General features: G+C 51.7%; 11 protein-coding genes and 1 pseudogene. 9 read left to right on the forward strand and 3 right to left on the reverse strand.

Translation table 11 applies throughout. The annotated features are described in order from the left end of the window. Window position 1: 1 nt before the first annotated feature. Entirely contained in the window at window positions 2-1,153 is a 1,152-nt protein-coding gene (locus ABVM99_RS02100) for an acyl-CoA dehydrogenase (RefSeq protein ID WP_000347819.1), read from the forward strand. Window positions 1,154-1,228: 75 nt separating this feature from the next. Here the strand turns inward: ABVM99_RS02100 and ABVM99_RS02105 are convergent. Continuing rightward, window positions 1,229-2,118 (reverse strand): annotated as a pseudogene (locus ABVM99_RS02105) (AraC family transcriptional regulator). 462 nt (window positions 2,119-2,580) lie between these two features. Here ABVM99_RS02105 and ABVM99_RS02110 point away from each other — a divergent pair. From ABVM99_RS02110 to fadK, 5 genes are all read left to right on the forward strand, one after another. Beyond that, window positions 2,581-3,345: an electron transfer flavoprotein gene (locus ABVM99_RS02110; protein ID WP_000692095.1), complete on the forward strand. Its 765-nt coding sequence runs from the start codon at window positions 2,581-2,583 to the stop codon at window positions 3,343-3,345. A gap of 21 nt (window positions 3,346-3,366) precedes the next feature. After that, entirely contained in the window at window positions 3,367-4,302 is a 936-nt protein-coding gene (locus ABVM99_RS02115) for an electron transfer flavoprotein subunit alpha (protein WP_001728262.1), read from the forward strand. A 56-nt stretch (window positions 4,303-4,358) separates the two neighbouring features. Beyond that, window positions 4,359-5,645, forward strand: a complete 1,287-nt coding sequence (locus tag ABVM99_RS02120) for an FAD-dependent oxidoreductase (RefSeq protein ID WP_001523819.1) — start codon at window positions 4,359-4,361, stop codon at window positions 5,643-5,645. After that, window positions 5,642-5,935 carry a ferredoxin family protein gene (locus tag ABVM99_RS02125; protein ID WP_000093362.1) on the forward strand — a complete coding sequence of 98 codons (294 nt, stop codon included), beginning with the start codon at window positions 5,642-5,644 and terminating at the stop codon, window positions 5,933-5,935. Before ABVM99_RS02120 ends, ABVM99_RS02125 begins: the two co-directional genes overlap by 4 nt. An 89-nt stretch (window positions 5,936-6,024) precedes the next feature. Then, window positions 6,025-7,665, forward strand: coding sequence for a medium-chain fatty-acid--CoA ligase (gene fadK / locus ABVM99_RS02130; RefSeq protein WP_023195119.1), 1,641 nt, complete (start codon window positions 6,025-6,027; stop codon window positions 7,663-7,665). 41 nt (window positions 7,666-7,706) lie between these two features. Here the strand turns inward: fadK and ppsA are convergent, their stop codons facing one another. Continuing rightward, window positions 7,707-10,085 carry a phosphoenolpyruvate synthase gene (ppsA, locus tag ABVM99_RS02135; RefSeq protein ID WP_000069340.1) on the reverse strand — a complete coding sequence of 793 codons (2,379 nt, stop codon included), beginning with the start codon at window positions 10,083-10,085 and terminating at the stop codon, window positions 7,707-7,709. 336 nt (window positions 10,086-10,421) lie between these two features. Here ppsA and ppsR point away from each other — a divergent pair, with 336 nt between their 5' ends. From ppsR to hemP, 3 genes are all read left to right on the forward strand, one after another. After that, window positions 10,422-11,255, forward strand: coding sequence for a posphoenolpyruvate synthetase regulatory kinase/phosphorylase PpsR (gene ppsR, locus ABVM99_RS02140; RefSeq protein WP_023195583.1), 834 nt, complete (start codon window positions 10,422-10,424; stop codon window positions 11,253-11,255). 155 nt (window positions 11,256-11,410) lie between these two features. Beyond that, window positions 11,411-12,457, forward strand: coding sequence for a 3-deoxy-7-phosphoheptulonate synthase AroH (gene aroH, locus ABVM99_RS02145; RefSeq protein WP_001082196.1), 1,047 nt, complete (start codon window positions 11,411-11,413; stop codon window positions 12,455-12,457). Window positions 12,458-12,613: 156 nt separating this feature from the next. Next, on the forward strand, window positions 12,614-12,805 hold the full coding sequence (gene hemP / locus ABVM99_RS02150) for a hemin uptake protein HemP (protein WP_000089118.1): 192 nt from the start codon (window positions 12,614-12,616) through the stop codon (window positions 12,803-12,805). Between the two features lie 34 nt (window positions 12,806-12,839). On the opposite strand, the gene selO is transcribed toward hemP, so the two are convergent. After that, on the reverse strand, window positions 12,840-14,282 hold the full coding sequence (gene selO, locus ABVM99_RS02155) for a protein adenylyltransferase SelO (RefSeq protein ID WP_023195584.1): 1,443 nt from the start codon (window positions 14,280-14,282) through the stop codon (window positions 12,840-12,842). Between the last annotated feature and the right edge of the window lies 1 nt (window position 14,283).

The following is a 14,283-nucleotide window of genomic DNA, read 5'->3' on the forward strand; positions in this document are numbered from 1 at the left end:
TATGGATTTTTCATTAACTGAAGAACAAGAACTATTACTGGCCAGTATTCGCGAGTTAATCACCAGCAATTTTCCGGAAGAGTATTTCCGTACCTGCGATCAAACGGGCACCTATCCCAAAGAATTTATGCAGGCGCTGGCGGAAAACGGTATTTCGATGCTGGGCGTCCCGGAAGAATTCGGCGGCATTCCGGCTGACTATGTAACGCAAATGCTGGCGCTGATGGAAATCTCAAAATGCGGCGCTCCGGCCTTTTTGATTACCAACGGCCAATGCATTCACAGTATGCGCCGTTTTGGTTCCGCAGAACAACTGCGTAAAACAGCAGAAAGTACTCTGGCCACCGGCGATCCAGCATATGCGCTAGCCTTAACAGAACCTGGCGCGGGCTCTGATAATAATAGCGCCACAACAACCTGGACGCGTAAAAACGGCAAGGTTTATCTTAACGGCCAAAAAACATTTATCACCGGTGCAAAAGAATATCCTTACATGCTGGTTCTGGCGCGCGATACGGAGCCAAAAGATCCTAAAAAAGCGTTCACGCTTTGGTGGGTGGACTCAAATAAACCGGGCATAAAGATTAATCCGCTGCACAAAATTGGCTGGCACATGTTGAGTACATGCGAAGTTTATCTCGATAATGTCGAGGTGGACGAAAGCGACCGGGTCGGTGAAGAAGGCATGGGTTTCCTCAATGTCATGTACAATTTTGAAATGGAGCGTTTGATTAATGCGGCGCGCAGTACAGGTTTCGCCGAATGCGCATTTGAAGATGCCGCCCGTTACGCCAACCAGCGTATCGCCTTTGGTAAACCCATCGGCCATAACCAGATGATCCAGGAAAAGCTGGCGTTAATGGCCATCAAAATCGAAAACATGCGCAATATGGTGTTGAAAGTCGCCTGGCAAGCCGATCGGGAAGAGTCACTGCGTACCAGCGCCGCGCTGGCTAAGCTGTACTGCGCACGCACAGCGATGGAAGTGATTGACGATGCGATTCAGATTATGGGTGGGCTTGGTTATACTGACGAAGCCCGTGTCTCCCGCTTCTGGCGCGATGTTCGCTGCGAACGTATCGGTGGCGGCACGGATGAAATTATGATCTATGTGGCAGGACGCCAGATTCTGAAAGACTATCAGAACAAGTAAGGATCGTACCGGAACGTCTTATTCGGCCTGACTGCTTTACGGCATCAGGCCGAATAAATCAGATAAATTTCGCCGTCAGGTATTTGGCAGCAAATACGCCTGCTCAACCAGACTATTTTTAAATTGCTTACGATAATCGTTGGGAGAACATCCTACATGCCGCATAAACAATTTGGCAAAATGGTCCACATTTTCATATCCTACCCGCCATGAAATTTCTGCCAGTGGCGACTCAGTGTTTGTCAGCGCAAACTTGGCCTCGGTCATACGTCGTTGAATAACATAGTTGATAGGGGATATATGATATTCTTTGGCAAATTCATGGCATATATAACTGACGCTGGCGCGAAATTTTTTCGATAGCTGGTCAAGCGTGATTTTCTCACGATAATTATTATTGAGATAAACAAGTACATCCTTAATTAATACATCTTTTTTAATGTAGCCTTGTTCAGAACGATAGGCATTTTTAAAATTTTCATAGTAAAGTGCGGTCAGAGTGTAAGCAAATGCATCGTATACAGAGGAAGCCAATACGTTTTTCCCCTGCGGAAGTAACACGCTTAATTCATTAAAGATACTTTTAATGACCTTTTTCCCTGAACCACGGAAACCACCGGACAGGAATGACTCTGCAATAGTTGGTTTTCTTCCCAACCTGGAAAACAAAACCCATACAGCGCACAGGTATAGGTGGTAGCCGGCGAATTGCTGTCGGATGCTACAGCGTGTAGCCGCCCCCGCTCAACGACGACAATATCGTCCGCATGCGCGACGTAGAGTGAAGAGTCAATAATTAACCTGGCTATCCCTTTTTTGACGTAAATAAGCTCTGTTTCATTATCATGCATATGATGGCCAGACTCCCAGTTTGGATCATCGCTAATGACAAAACGTGAAAATCGAGGGGTCTTGTCCTGTTCAAAAATCGTCTCCGCGGCGGAGTCAAAACAGCGCTGATACATAATAACCTCTGTCAGGTTTAAAAAGATAACCAGGATAAAATAAAGCGAGCGTCAGTGTTGTACAACCGTGGAGATTACCAGCAAAACAAGATTATTCGTTCCGAATGCAAGATATTATGTTCTTTTGCAGACAGCTCAGATTACCTGTCGATAGCGTATTATCAGACAAAAATACATAGCCGACATATCTTTGATGTTTTCTTTTAACCTCACAGAAACAACATCGCACGTTTCATGTTAAAAAATGATGATATGCTTCGCACTTATTATTCTCACTACCGTATTTATATTTTTATGACGCCCTTTTCAGATGGTTGCTAACGATTCTCTGTTCGCAGATTTTTTGTGCAAGATTGTTGGCAAGGAAAACAGATTGACCCATCGTAAACCTCTTCAGACTGCCGCAGACTATTTTCAGTCAGATTTACGTTACTTATCCGCACGCGACTCACTGGAGATGCAATGAAAATAATAACCTGCTTTAAGTTGGTGCCTGAAGAACAGGACATTACCGTGACCCCGGAGCATTCGCTCAATTTTGATCGTGCCGAGGCCAAAATCAGCCAGTTTGATTTAAATGCAATTGAGGCCGCCGCGCAGTTAGCTGGCGATGGCGACGAGATCGCCGCGCTCACCGTCGGCGGCTCTCTGTTACAAAATTCAAAAGTCCGCAAAGATGTGTTATCCCGCGGGCCAGATGCGCTTTTTATGGTTCAGGATGCGCAGCTGGAGCACGCCCTGCCCAAAGAAACCGCGCTGGCGCTAGCATCCGCGGCGGAGAAAATCGGCTTTGACCTGCTGCTCTTTGGGGAGGGCTCCGGCGATATTTATGCCCAACAGGTGGGCCTGCTGACTGGCGAACTCCTGAAACTCCCCGTCATCAACGCAGTAAGCCATATTCAACGCGACGGCGACAAAATCATCGTTGAACGCACACTGGAAGAAGACGTTGAAATTATCGAGCTCACGCTGCCCGCGGTGCTTTGCGTGACCTCAGATATTAACGTTCCACGCATCCCGTCAATGAAAGCCATTCTCGGCGCCGGGAAAAAAGCCGTTACGTCGTGGCTGGCGAGCGATATCCACTGGACCCCAACCACGCCACTGGCGGAACTGGTCGCCATCTCGGTACCGCCGCAGACAGAACGCAAGCATATCATTCTCGATAACGATTCGCCGGAAGCCATCACCGCACTGGCCGACCATTTGAAAAAATCCCTGAACTAAGCCCAACGGAGAAAAATTATCATGAATCATTTAGCTAACGTATGGGTATTTAGCGATAACGTAGAGCGTTATGCCGAATTAATGACCGGCGCGCGGCAGTGGGGAGAAAAAGTTTACGCCATCGTGCAAGGAAACACGGAGATCGACTACGTGAAAGCGCTTGGCGCTGATGAGATAGTCATTCTTGAATCGCATACGAATTTGCAGCGCGTGGAAAACTATGCCGAAACGCTGGCCTCGTTATTAGGCGACAAAAATGGGCTACTGCTCATGGCGGCGACCAAGCGCTGTAAAGCGCTTGGCGCCCGGCTGAGCATCCAGCTTGACGCCGTGATGGTGAACGACGCGACATCTATTGACCTCCTCGACGGGACGCTACACGCAGAGCATCGCATGTACGGCGGACTTGCTTTCGGCAAAGAGAAATTAAACAGTCCGCAGGCGATTATTACGCTGGCACCCGGCGTGCTGGAACCCGCCGCCCCTCTCCCCGGTCATACTTGCCCGCAGACCACGCTGGCATATATTGCCCCACGCCACGAGGTATTGTGCCAGCAGCGGCGCGCGAAATCGTTAAGCAGCGTCGATTTGAGCAAAGCCAAACGGGTCATCGGCGTAGGACGAGGCCTGGCGGCGCAAAGCGATCTGGATATGGTGCATAAACTGGCGACCGTCCTCGGCGCAGAAGTGGGCTGTTCCCGCCCCATTGCGGAAGGTGAAAACTGGATGGAACGTGAGCGTTATATTGGCGTATCCGGCGTTCTGTTGAAATCCGATCTCTATCTGACGCTGGGCATTTCCGGCCAAATTCAACATATGGTGGGTGGAAACGGCGCAAAAATTATTGTCGCAATAAACAAAGATAAAAACGCGCCCATTTTCAATTATGCCGATTATGGTCTGGTGGGCGATATCTATAAGGTTGTTCCTGCCCTCATCGACCAGTTAAGCCGCTAATTCCTTTTTCAACGCACATCTCCCGTCGTCGATACGGCGGGAAAGGAGCATAAAGCATGTCGGATGATAAATTTGACGCTATTGTGGTGGGCGCAGGCGTAGCAGGAACGGTCGCCGCGTATGTGATGGCAAAAGCGGGACTGGATGTACTGGTTATTGAACGCGGAAACAGCGCGGGCAGCAAAAATATGACCGGTGGCCGGCTCTACGCTCACAGTATCGAAAGTATTATGCCGGGATTCGCAACGTCCGCCCCCATCGAACGCGTCGTTACCCGTGAAAAAATCTCCTTTTTAACCGAAGAAAGCGCCGTCACACTTGATTTTCACCGCGCGCCCCCTACTCCGCCCCTTACGTCATATACCGTACTGCGCAACAAACTGGACCCGTGGCTAATGGCGCAGGCGGAACAGGCTGGCGCGCAGTTTATCCCAGGTGTACGGGTCGACGCTCTGGTACGTGAAGGCAATCGCGTCACTGGCGTTCAGGCCGGGGATGATATTCTGGATGCGAATATTGTGATTCTCGCGGACGGCGTGAATTCCATGCTGGGCCGTTCACTGGACATGGTGCCTGTCTCTTCTGCGCATCACTATGCCGTCGGCGTAAAAGAGTTGATTGGGCTCTCTCCGGCACTTATTGAAGAGCGCTTTAATCTGGCGTCCCATGAAGGCGCCGCCTGGTTATTCGCTGGCGCGCCCTCCAACGGGCTCATGGGCGGCGGATTTCTTTATACCAACCGCGATTCGGTTTCTCTGGGGCTGGTATGTGGCCTGGGCGACATTGCTCACGCGACCAAAAGCGTACCGCAAATGCTGGAAGATTTTAAACAGCATCCGGCAATACGCCCTTTGATTCAGGGGGGAACGCTGCTCGAATACTCCGCTCATATGGTGCCCGAAGGCGGCATAGCAATGATGCCGGAGCTGGTAAATGACGGCGTGATGATTGTCGGCGACGCCGCCGGTCTTTGCCTGAATCTCGGTTATACCGTCCGCGGCATGGATTTAGCCATCGCGTCCGCGCAAGCGGCCGCTCAAACCGCCATTGACGCTAAAGCGCGGCAAGATTTTTCCGCCGCGAGCCTTGCCGGTTACAAACGCGCGCTGGAGAAAAACGGCGTGTTACGCGATATGCGGCATTTCCGCAAACTCCCCGGATTAATGGAAAACCCACGGCTTTTTACCGAGTACCCGCGAATGGCGGCAAACATTGTGGGCGATCTGTTCACCGTTGATGGCGGTCCAGTCCCACCGTTGCGTAAAACTATCCTGTCACATGCGAAAAAAATTGGACTGGTGAATCTATTAAAAGACGGCATAAAAGGGGCTACGGCATTATGAGTTCGGACAATAAGGTGAATGTTGACGTCAAATTGGGCGTAAATAAATTTTACGTAGATGAAGGACACCCACATATCATTTTGCGCTCCTCGCCTGACATGCAGGAGTTTAATAAATTAATAAAAGCCTGCCCTGCCGGACTCTATAAGCTGGACGATGCGGGAAATATTCATTTTGACTCCGCGGGCTGCCTGGAATGCGGGACCTGCAGGGTTCTCTGCGGCAATACTCTTCTCGAAAAATGGGAATACCCGGCGGGAACGTTCGGCGTTGAGTTTCGCTACGGCTGACGCTCTGAAACACCGGATAACGACGCTACGGCGTCTTATTCGGCTTGCCCCCGGAGATTACGTCATTTGTATTAATAGAGAACAAGTCAATGAGTGTTACATTAACGTTTGACGCCGCAAGGCGGAAAACCTATCGCGAGTCCGGCTACTGGGGCGATGCTTCACTGGGCGACTACTGGCGGCAAACCGCACACGCCGTACCCGATAAAATCGCCGTGGTCGATAATCATGGCGCGTCCTGGACCTACGCCGCACTCGACTGCGCGGCAAGCCGCCTGGCAAACTGGTTACTGTCTCAGGGGATTCAACCGGGCGATCGCGTGGCCTTTCAGCTTCCGGGCTGGTGTGAGTTTACCCTCATTTATCTGGCCTGCCTGAAAACGGGCGCGGTATCTGTCCCGCTACTTCCCGCCTGGCGAGAAGCAGAGCTGGTTTGGGTGCTGAACAAATGTCAGGCTAAAATATTCTTCGCCCCCACCGTGTTCAAACAGAATCGTCCGGTCGATCTTATCCTTCCGCTACAAAATCAACTGCGCCATCTGACGCATATTGTCGGCGTGGATAAACTGGCGCCTGCCACCACAGCGCTTGCGCTTAGTCAAATCATCGACCGCAGCGAACCGTTGCAGTCAGACATTAACATTCACGGTGATGAACTGGCGGCAGTGCTGTTTACCTCCGGCACAGAAGGAATGCCGAAAGGGGTGATGTTGACCCACAATAATATTCTTGCCAGCGAACGGGCGTATTGCGCGCGGTTGAATTTAACCTGGCAAGATGTGTTCCTGATGCCTGCGCCACTGGGCCACGCCACCGGATTTTTACACGGCGTCACCGCGCCCTTTTTAATCGGGGCGCGTAGCGTATTGCTGGACATCTTTACCCCAGAAGCCTGCCTTACCTTATTAGCGCAGCAACGCTGTACCTGTATGTCAGGCGCGACGCCGTTTATTTACGATCTGCTTTGTGCCGTTGAGCAACAGCCTGCCGACCTCTCCTCACTGCGATTCTTCTTATGCGGCGGCACGACTATTCCCAAAAAGGTTGCCCGCGACTGCCAGCAGCGCGGTATCAAATTATTGAGTATTTACGGTTCTACAGAAAGTTCTCCACACTCGATGGTTAATCTGGGTGATTCGACTTCACGCATGATGAACACCGATGGTTATGCCGCCACCGGTGTAGAAATTAAAATCGTGGATGAAGATCGCAATACGCTTCCAGCAGGCCACGAAGGCGAAGAAGCCTCGCGCGGGCCGAACGTTTTTATGGGATACCTGGACGAGCCGGAACTTACCGCCCGCGCACTGGATAATGAGGGCTGGTATTACAGCGGCGACCTCTGCCGCATGGATGAAGACGGTTATATCAAAATTACCGGGCGCAAAAAGGATATTATTATACGTGGAGGTGAAAATATCAGCAGTCGCGAAGTCGAAGATATTTTGCTACAGCACCCTCGCATACACGATGCTTGCGTCGTTGCTATGCCTGATGAACGCTTAGGCGAACGTTCATGCGCGTATGTGGTCTTAAAACCGCCGCACCTTTCGCTGACGCTGGAAGAGGTGATCGCTTTTTTCAGTCGAAAACGGGTAGCGAAGTATAAATATCCGGAACGGATCGTCATCGTAGAAAAACTGCCCAGAACCGCCTCTGGCAAAGTGCAGAAGTTTCTGTTGCGGCAGGATATTATTGAGCGGCTGCGCCAGGAGCACACCGCGGTGTAAATTGTCGGATGGCGACGTTAACGCCGCCATCCGGTATTACACTACTTCTTCAGTTCCGCCAGACTCAGCCAGGTCTGGACCACGGTGTCCGGGTTCAGCGACAGGCTGTCGATCCCCTCTTCCATCAGCCAGGCGGCAAAGTCTTCATGGTCGGACGGACCCTGACCACAAATTCCAACATATTTGCCCTGTTTTTTCGCCGCGCGGATCGCCATCGACAGCAGCGCTTTCACCGCGTCGTTACGCTCGTCAAACAGTTCAGACACCACGCCGGAATCGCGATCCAGCCCCAGCGCCAGCTGCGTCATGTCGTTAGAACCAATCGAGAAGCCATCAAAATACTCGAGGAACTGTTCAGCCAGCAAGGCATTGGACGGGATCTCGCACATCATGATGATCTTCAGCCCGTTCTCGCCGCGTTTAAGCCCCTGGCGCGCCAGCTCTTCGATGACCGCTTTCGCCTGGTCGACCGTCCGCACGAACGGGATCATGATTTCGACGTTGGTAAGGCCCATATCGTTGCGCACGCGTTTCACCGCTTCGCATTCCAGCGCAAAACAATCGCGGAAACTTTCTGCGACGTAACGACCCGCGCCGCGGAAGCCCAGCATCGGGTTTTCTTCATGCGGCTCATAGCGTTCGCCGCCGACCAGGTTGGCGTATTCGTTGGATTTAAAGTCAGACAGGCGAACGATGACGCGTTTCGGGTAGAAGGCGGCGCCTAACGTCGCGATCCCTTCCGTCAGTCGACCAACGTAAAATTCACGCGGCGAGTCAAACCCTTTCATCATCTCACGAATGTCGTTTTGCAGCGCGGCATCCTGGTCGTCAAACTCCAGCAGCGCACGCGGGTGAACGCCAATCATACGGTTAATGATGAATTCCAGTCGCGCCAGACCTACACCTTCATTCGGCAGGCAGGCAAAGTCAAATGCCCTGTCCGGGTTGCCGACGTTCATCATGACCTTCAGCGGTAGCTCTGGCATGGTATCTACGCTGGAGCTTTTTACGCTGAAATCCAGCATGTCGGCATACACATAACCGGTATCACCTTCTGCGCAGGAGACGGTTACTTTTTCGCCATCTTTCATGCGTTCGGTGGCGTCGCCGCAGCCGACTACCGCCGGAATGCCCAATTCGCGGGCGATAATCGCCGCGTGACAGGTGCGCCCGCCACGGTTAGTGACAATCGCCGCCGCTTTTTTCATGATCGGTTCCCAGTCCGGGTCGGTCATATCGGTGACAAGCACATCGCCAGGCTCAATACGGTTCATTTCGCCGATATCGTGAATAACTTTTACCGTACCTGCGCCGATACGATGCCCAATAGCACGACCTTCGGCAATGATTTTCCCCTGCGCATGTAGCGTATAACGCTCCATCACCTGGCCACGGGAGCGCACGGTTTCCGGACGTGCCTGCACAATAAAGAGCTTACCGGTATGACCGTCTTTCGCCCATTCGATATCCATCGGACGACCATAGTGCTGCTCAATCTGCACCGCTTGTTTCGCCAGTTCCTGCACTTCTTCGTTGGTGAGCGAGAAAATGTCGCGCTGTTCCTGCGGCACATCTTCAATCTTCACTTGCTTGCCGTGCTCCTGGGTGGCGGCGTAAACCATGCGGATTTTTTTCGACCCCATGGTGCGGCGTACGATGGCCGGACGGCCTGCCGCCAGGGTTGGCTTATGGACATAAAATTCATCCGGGTTAACCGCGCCCTGCACCACCATTTCACCCAGTCCCCATGCCGAGGTGATAAAGACCACCTGGTCAAAGCCGGACTCGGTATCGATAGAGAACATCACCCCTGACGAGGCGAGATCGGAGCGAACCATCCGCTGCACGCCAGCGGAAAGCGCTACGCCGCGATGATCATATCCCTGGTGAACGCGATAAGAGATGGCGCGATCGTTAAACAGAGAAGCAAATACGTGTTTCACTGCCACCAGCACCGCGTCGAAGCCCTGAACGTTAAGAAACGTTTCCTGTTGACCCGCAAACGAAGCATCTGGCATATCTTCCGCCGTGGCGGAGGAACGCACGGCAAAAGAGGCATTTTCATCATCCGACGAAAGCTGCGCATAGGCATCGCGGATGGCGTTTTCCAGCTCCGGCTGGAAAGGAGTGTCGATAATCCACTGGCGGATTTGCGCGCCCGCTTTCGCCAGCTGGGAGACATCATCAATATCTGTCTTATCCAGCAGCTCATAAATGCGCTGGTTTACGCCGCTTTGATCCAAAAACTGGTTAAACGCATCGGCAGTGGTTGCAAAACCATTCGGAACGGATACGCCCATGCCGGAAAGGTTAGTAATCATTTCACCCAGGGAGGCATTTTTGCCCCCAACTCTGTCTACATCATTCATGCCGAGTTGGTTATACCAAAGCACCAGCGGTGACGAGCCATTGTTGGACATCGAACAATCCTTTTGTGATAAATGAACGAGTTTAAGAAACACATAGTTGCGTATTTATCCTGGCATACTTAAACCCGCGAAAAAAACGGTGAATCGTTCAAGCAAATTTATTTTTTCATTTTTTCAGATTGTTTACGTAGTTGCGCAAACCCGCGCATAGCACGGCATTCCCTTAATCACCCCCGGTATAAACTGCGTTTCCAGGAAATGAAACACACTTTTCATTAATTATAAAAAGTGTCTGTCATTTTATAAAATAAGCGACAAGTTATACGTTTCCCGTTACTTTTAATTTATGCTTTCAGATAATTATGTTTACTCTTCAGGATGAACAGAATGGATAATGTTGTTGATCGCCATGTTTTCTATATTTCTGATGGTACCGCCATCACCGCCGAGGTCCTGGGTCACGCGGTTATGTCGCAGTTTCCGGTGACGATCAGCAGCATCACGCTGCCATTCGTGGAAAACGAAAGTCGCGCCCGCGCCGTCAAAGACCAAATTGACGCCATTTATCAGCAAACCAGCGTTCGCCCGCTGGTGTTTTACTCGATTGTTTTACCTGAAATTCGCGCCATCATCTTACAGAGCGAAGGTTTCTGCCAGGATATCGTCCAGGCGCTGGTGGCGCCGCTTCAGCAGGAGATGAAACTGGATCCGACGCCGATCGCTCATCGTACTCATGGGCTTAATCCGGGTAACCTGAACAAGTATGACGCCCGTATTGCAGCTATCGATTATACCCTGGCGCATGATGATGGCATTTCATTGCGCAACCTCGATCAGGCCCAGGTCATTTTACTTGGCGTTTCGCGCTGTGGAAAAACGCCCACCAGCCTCTATCTGGCAATGCAATTCGGTATTCGTGCGGCTAACTACCCTTTCATCGCCGATGATATGGATAATTTGACGCTGCCCACATCGTTAAAACCGCTACAACATAAACTGTTCGGCCTGACAATTGACCCTGAACGCCTGGCGGCAATTCGCGAAGAACGCCGTGAAAACAGTCGCTATGCCTCGTTGCGTCAGTGCCGCATGGAAGTGGCGGAGGTCGAAGCGCTGTATCGTAAGAATCAGATCCCCTGCCTGAACAGCACCAATTATTCCGTTGAAGAGATAGCCACCAAAATTCTCGACATTATGGGGCTTAACCGCAGGATGTACTAGCAAACTAGTTTAATGGGTTGGTTTTTGTTATCATGCCGTTCTGCCTGCGAGGTGTGACACGCCTCGCACTTGAAATCAGCAGGGATTGGTTTATCGTGATGCCCATCACTTCCCGGTAGTCCTGCCGTTGAAGCAACAAATTTCTGAGACTTGTAATGAACAGAACCGACGAACTCCGTACTGCGCGTATCGACAGCCTGGTAACACCGACCGAACTCGCGCAGCGGTATCCTGTATCGTCCTCCGTCGCCAGTCACGTTACCGACTCCCGACGCCGGATAGAAAAGATTTTAAATGGTGAAGATCCACGGCTACTGGTCGTCATTGGCCCCTGTTCGATTCACGATCTGAATGCTGCCATGGAATACGCGACGCAGCTCCAGGCACAACGCCAAAAGCATCAGGCGCGTCTGGAGATCGTCATGCGCACCTATTTTGAAAAACCGCGCACCGTCGTGGGATGGAAAGGCCTGATTTCCGATCCTGACTTGAATGGAAGTTACCGCGTCAATTATGGGCTTGAACTGGCGCGTCGCTTGCTATTGCAGGTGAACGAACTGGGAGTACCGACCGCCACAGAGTTTCTTGATATGGTCACCGGCCAGTTTATTGCCGATCTGATCAGTTGGGGAGCGATTGGCGCGCGTACCACCGAAAGCCAAATCCATCGGGAAATGGCTTCTGCGCTCTCTTGTCCGGTCGGCTTTAAAAATGGTACGGATGGCAATACTCGCATTGCCGTTGACGCTATTCGCGCCTCCCGCGCCAGCCATATGTTTCTCTCGCCGGATAAAGACGGACAGATGACTATCTACCAGACGAGTGGCAACCCGTATGGGCACATCATCATGCGCGGCGGTAAAAAACCGAACTACCACGCTGAAGATATTGCCGCCGCCTGCGACACGTTGCATGAATTTGATCTGCCGGAACATCTGGTCGTCGACTTCAGCCACGGCAACTGTCAAAAACAGCATCGCCGCCAGTTAGAGGTATGTGATGATATTTGCCAGCAGATTCGTAATGGCTCCACGGCAATTGCCGGGATTATGGCAGAGAGTTTTTTACGGGAAGGCACGCAAAAAATTATCAGCGGTCAACCATTAATCTATGGTCAGTCCATTACCGATCCCTGCCTGAACTGGGAAGATACGGAAGTTTTGTTGGAAAAACTTGCCGCGGCGGTAGACAGCCGCTTTTAATAGCTCGCCCATCCTGCCGGGATGGGCGTTTCTTCGATGCGTTACCCGCCCTTTTCTCTCCGCGCGCGTATATCACTCCACAGAATTAGCACTTGCTGTTATCGCATTAATTATTGATAATAATAATCATTGTGAGTTTGATTATTAATAAATAGCATGTCGCGTATGGATAACACCGAGCTGCCTCACCCTAAGGAAATGGACAATGAAACGCTTCTCCCTGCCGCTGAACGGCGCGTCAACAGTCAGGCGCTATTAGGTCCGGACGGCAAAGTCATTATCGATCACAATGGTCAGGAGTATCTGTTGCGTAAAACTCAGGCTGGTAAGCTACTGTTAACCAAATAACGCTCCGCCAGCAGACGATGCTGCTGGCATCTGGCTAACTTGAACAACTGACCTCCAGCCGTTTTCCCCACTCCGGCGGTCGGCTGGCATAGTCATCATCTCGATCGGTAAAAGGTTGACGTAAAACTTCATGCAACCGATGCAGTTCCGCCATGTCTCCTTGTTCAGCCGCATCTATCGCGCGTTGCGCCAGCCAGTTGCGCAACACAACCGCAGGATTCACGCGTTGCATCTGCTGCTGGCGCAGCGCGTCATCCACCGCCTCTGTGCGCAATCGCGCCCGGTAGCGGTCGAACCAGGCATCGAACGCCGCGCGATCGATAAACGTATCCCGCAACGGCGAGGAAGCGCTCTGTTGCTCCGTATGGCTTAACATCCGAAATGTACGGGTATAGTCACTCCCTTCGCGCGCCATCAGACTAAACAATTCATTCAGTAAAGCGTTATCGTCTTTTTGCTCGGTAAAGAACCCCAGCTTCTGGCGCATTCGCTGCCCATAGTGCGTTAACAACGCGTCCTGGTAGCGATCCAGCGCTCTGTTTAACGCGTTGATCTCAATAAAAGGGGTTAACGTCTGCGCCAGACGTTGTAAATTCCACAGCGCCACCGACGGTTGATTATCGAAGCGGTAACGTCCCTGATGATCGGAATGGTTACCAATGAAGCCGGGATCGTAGTCATCGAGAAAACCAAAGGGACCATAGTCGATGGTCAGCCCCAGAATCGACATGTTATCCGTATTCATAACACCGTGCGCAAAACCGACGGTTTGCCACTCGGCGATGAGTCTTCCGGTACGCGCCGCCACCTCTTCAAACCACAAAGCATATTTTTCCGGGACATCCTGCCATTGCGGCCAGTAATGACGAATAGCGAAATCAGCCAGTTGCTGAACTTTTTCCGGTTCACGGCGGTAGTAGAAATGTTCGAAATGACCAAAACGCATATGACTTTGCGCCAGACGCATTAACATCGCGCCCGTTTCCTGCGTCTCTCGCTGAACCGGCGTATCGCTGGCTACGATAGATAACGCGCGCGTAGTGGGAATACCCAGATAATGCATGGCTTCGCTGGCAAGACTTTCTCGTATGGTTGAACGCAGGACGGCGCGTCCATCCCCCATTCGCGAATAGGGTGTTAATCCGGCGCCTTTCAGATGCCAGTCGAGGGTCGAGCCATCCGCCAGAAGCTGTTCGCCCAGCAAAATACCGCGTCCGTCGCCGAGCTGCCCCGCCCAGACGCCGAACTGATGCCCGCTATATACCTGCGCGACAGGCGACATACCGGGTAATAAGGTTTCGCCGCCCCAAACGCCAGCGCCATTAGTAGCGTCAAATAACGACGCGGGAATGGCTAACTGCTGCGCCAGTTCGTCGTTATACCAAATCAGTCGCGCATTTTTTAACGGTGTGGGTAAAAGCGCGGTATACGTTGCTGGCAGTTCATCGCGCCAACGGGCAGTAAAAGACAGGGTCATA

The sequence above is a fragment of the Salmonella sp. SJTUF15591 genome (assembly GCF_043356435.1).
Taxonomy (GTDB): Bacteria; Pseudomonadota; Gammaproteobacteria; order Enterobacterales; family Enterobacteriaceae; genus Salmonella; species Salmonella enterica.

Bases quoted from the DNA above. Each gene is read 5' to 3' on its own strand.
- ABVM99_RS02110 (WP_000692095.1), top strand. From the start codon at position 2,581: ATGAAAATAATAACCTGCTTTAAGTTGGTGCCTGAAGAACAGGACATT.
- ppsA (WP_000069340.1), bottom strand. From the start codon at position 10,085: ATGTCCAACAATGGCTCGTCACCGCTGGTGCTTTGGTATAACCAACTC.
- ABVM99_RS02100 (WP_000347819.1), top strand. From the start codon at position 2: ATGGATTTTTCATTAACTGAAGAACAAGAACTATTACTGGCCAGTATT.
- fadK (WP_023195119.1), top strand. From the start codon at position 6,025: ATGAGTGTTACATTAACGTTTGACGCCGCAAGGCGGAAAACCTATCGC.
- ppsR (WP_023195583.1), top strand. From the start codon at position 10,422: ATGGATAATGTTGTTGATCGCCATGTTTTCTATATTTCTGATGGTACC.
- aroH (WP_001082196.1), top strand. From the start codon at position 11,411: ATGAACAGAACCGACGAACTCCGTACTGCGCGTATCGACAGCCTGGTA.
- ABVM99_RS02115 (WP_001728262.1), top strand. From the start codon at position 3,367: ATGAATCATTTAGCTAACGTATGGGTATTTAGCGATAACGTAGAGCGT.
- hemP (WP_000089118.1), top strand. From the start codon at position 12,614: ATGTCGCGTATGGATAACACCGAGCTGCCTCACCCTAAGGAAATGGAC.
- ABVM99_RS02120 (WP_001523819.1), top strand. From the start codon at position 4,359: ATGTCGGATGATAAATTTGACGCTATTGTGGTGGGCGCAGGCGTAGCA.
- ABVM99_RS02125 (WP_000093362.1), top strand. From the start codon at position 5,642: ATGAGTTCGGACAATAAGGTGAATGTTGACGTCAAATTGGGCGTAAAT.
- selO (WP_023195584.1), bottom strand. From the start codon at position 14,282: ATGACCCTGTCTTTTACTGCCCGTTGGCGCGATGAACTGCCAGCAACG.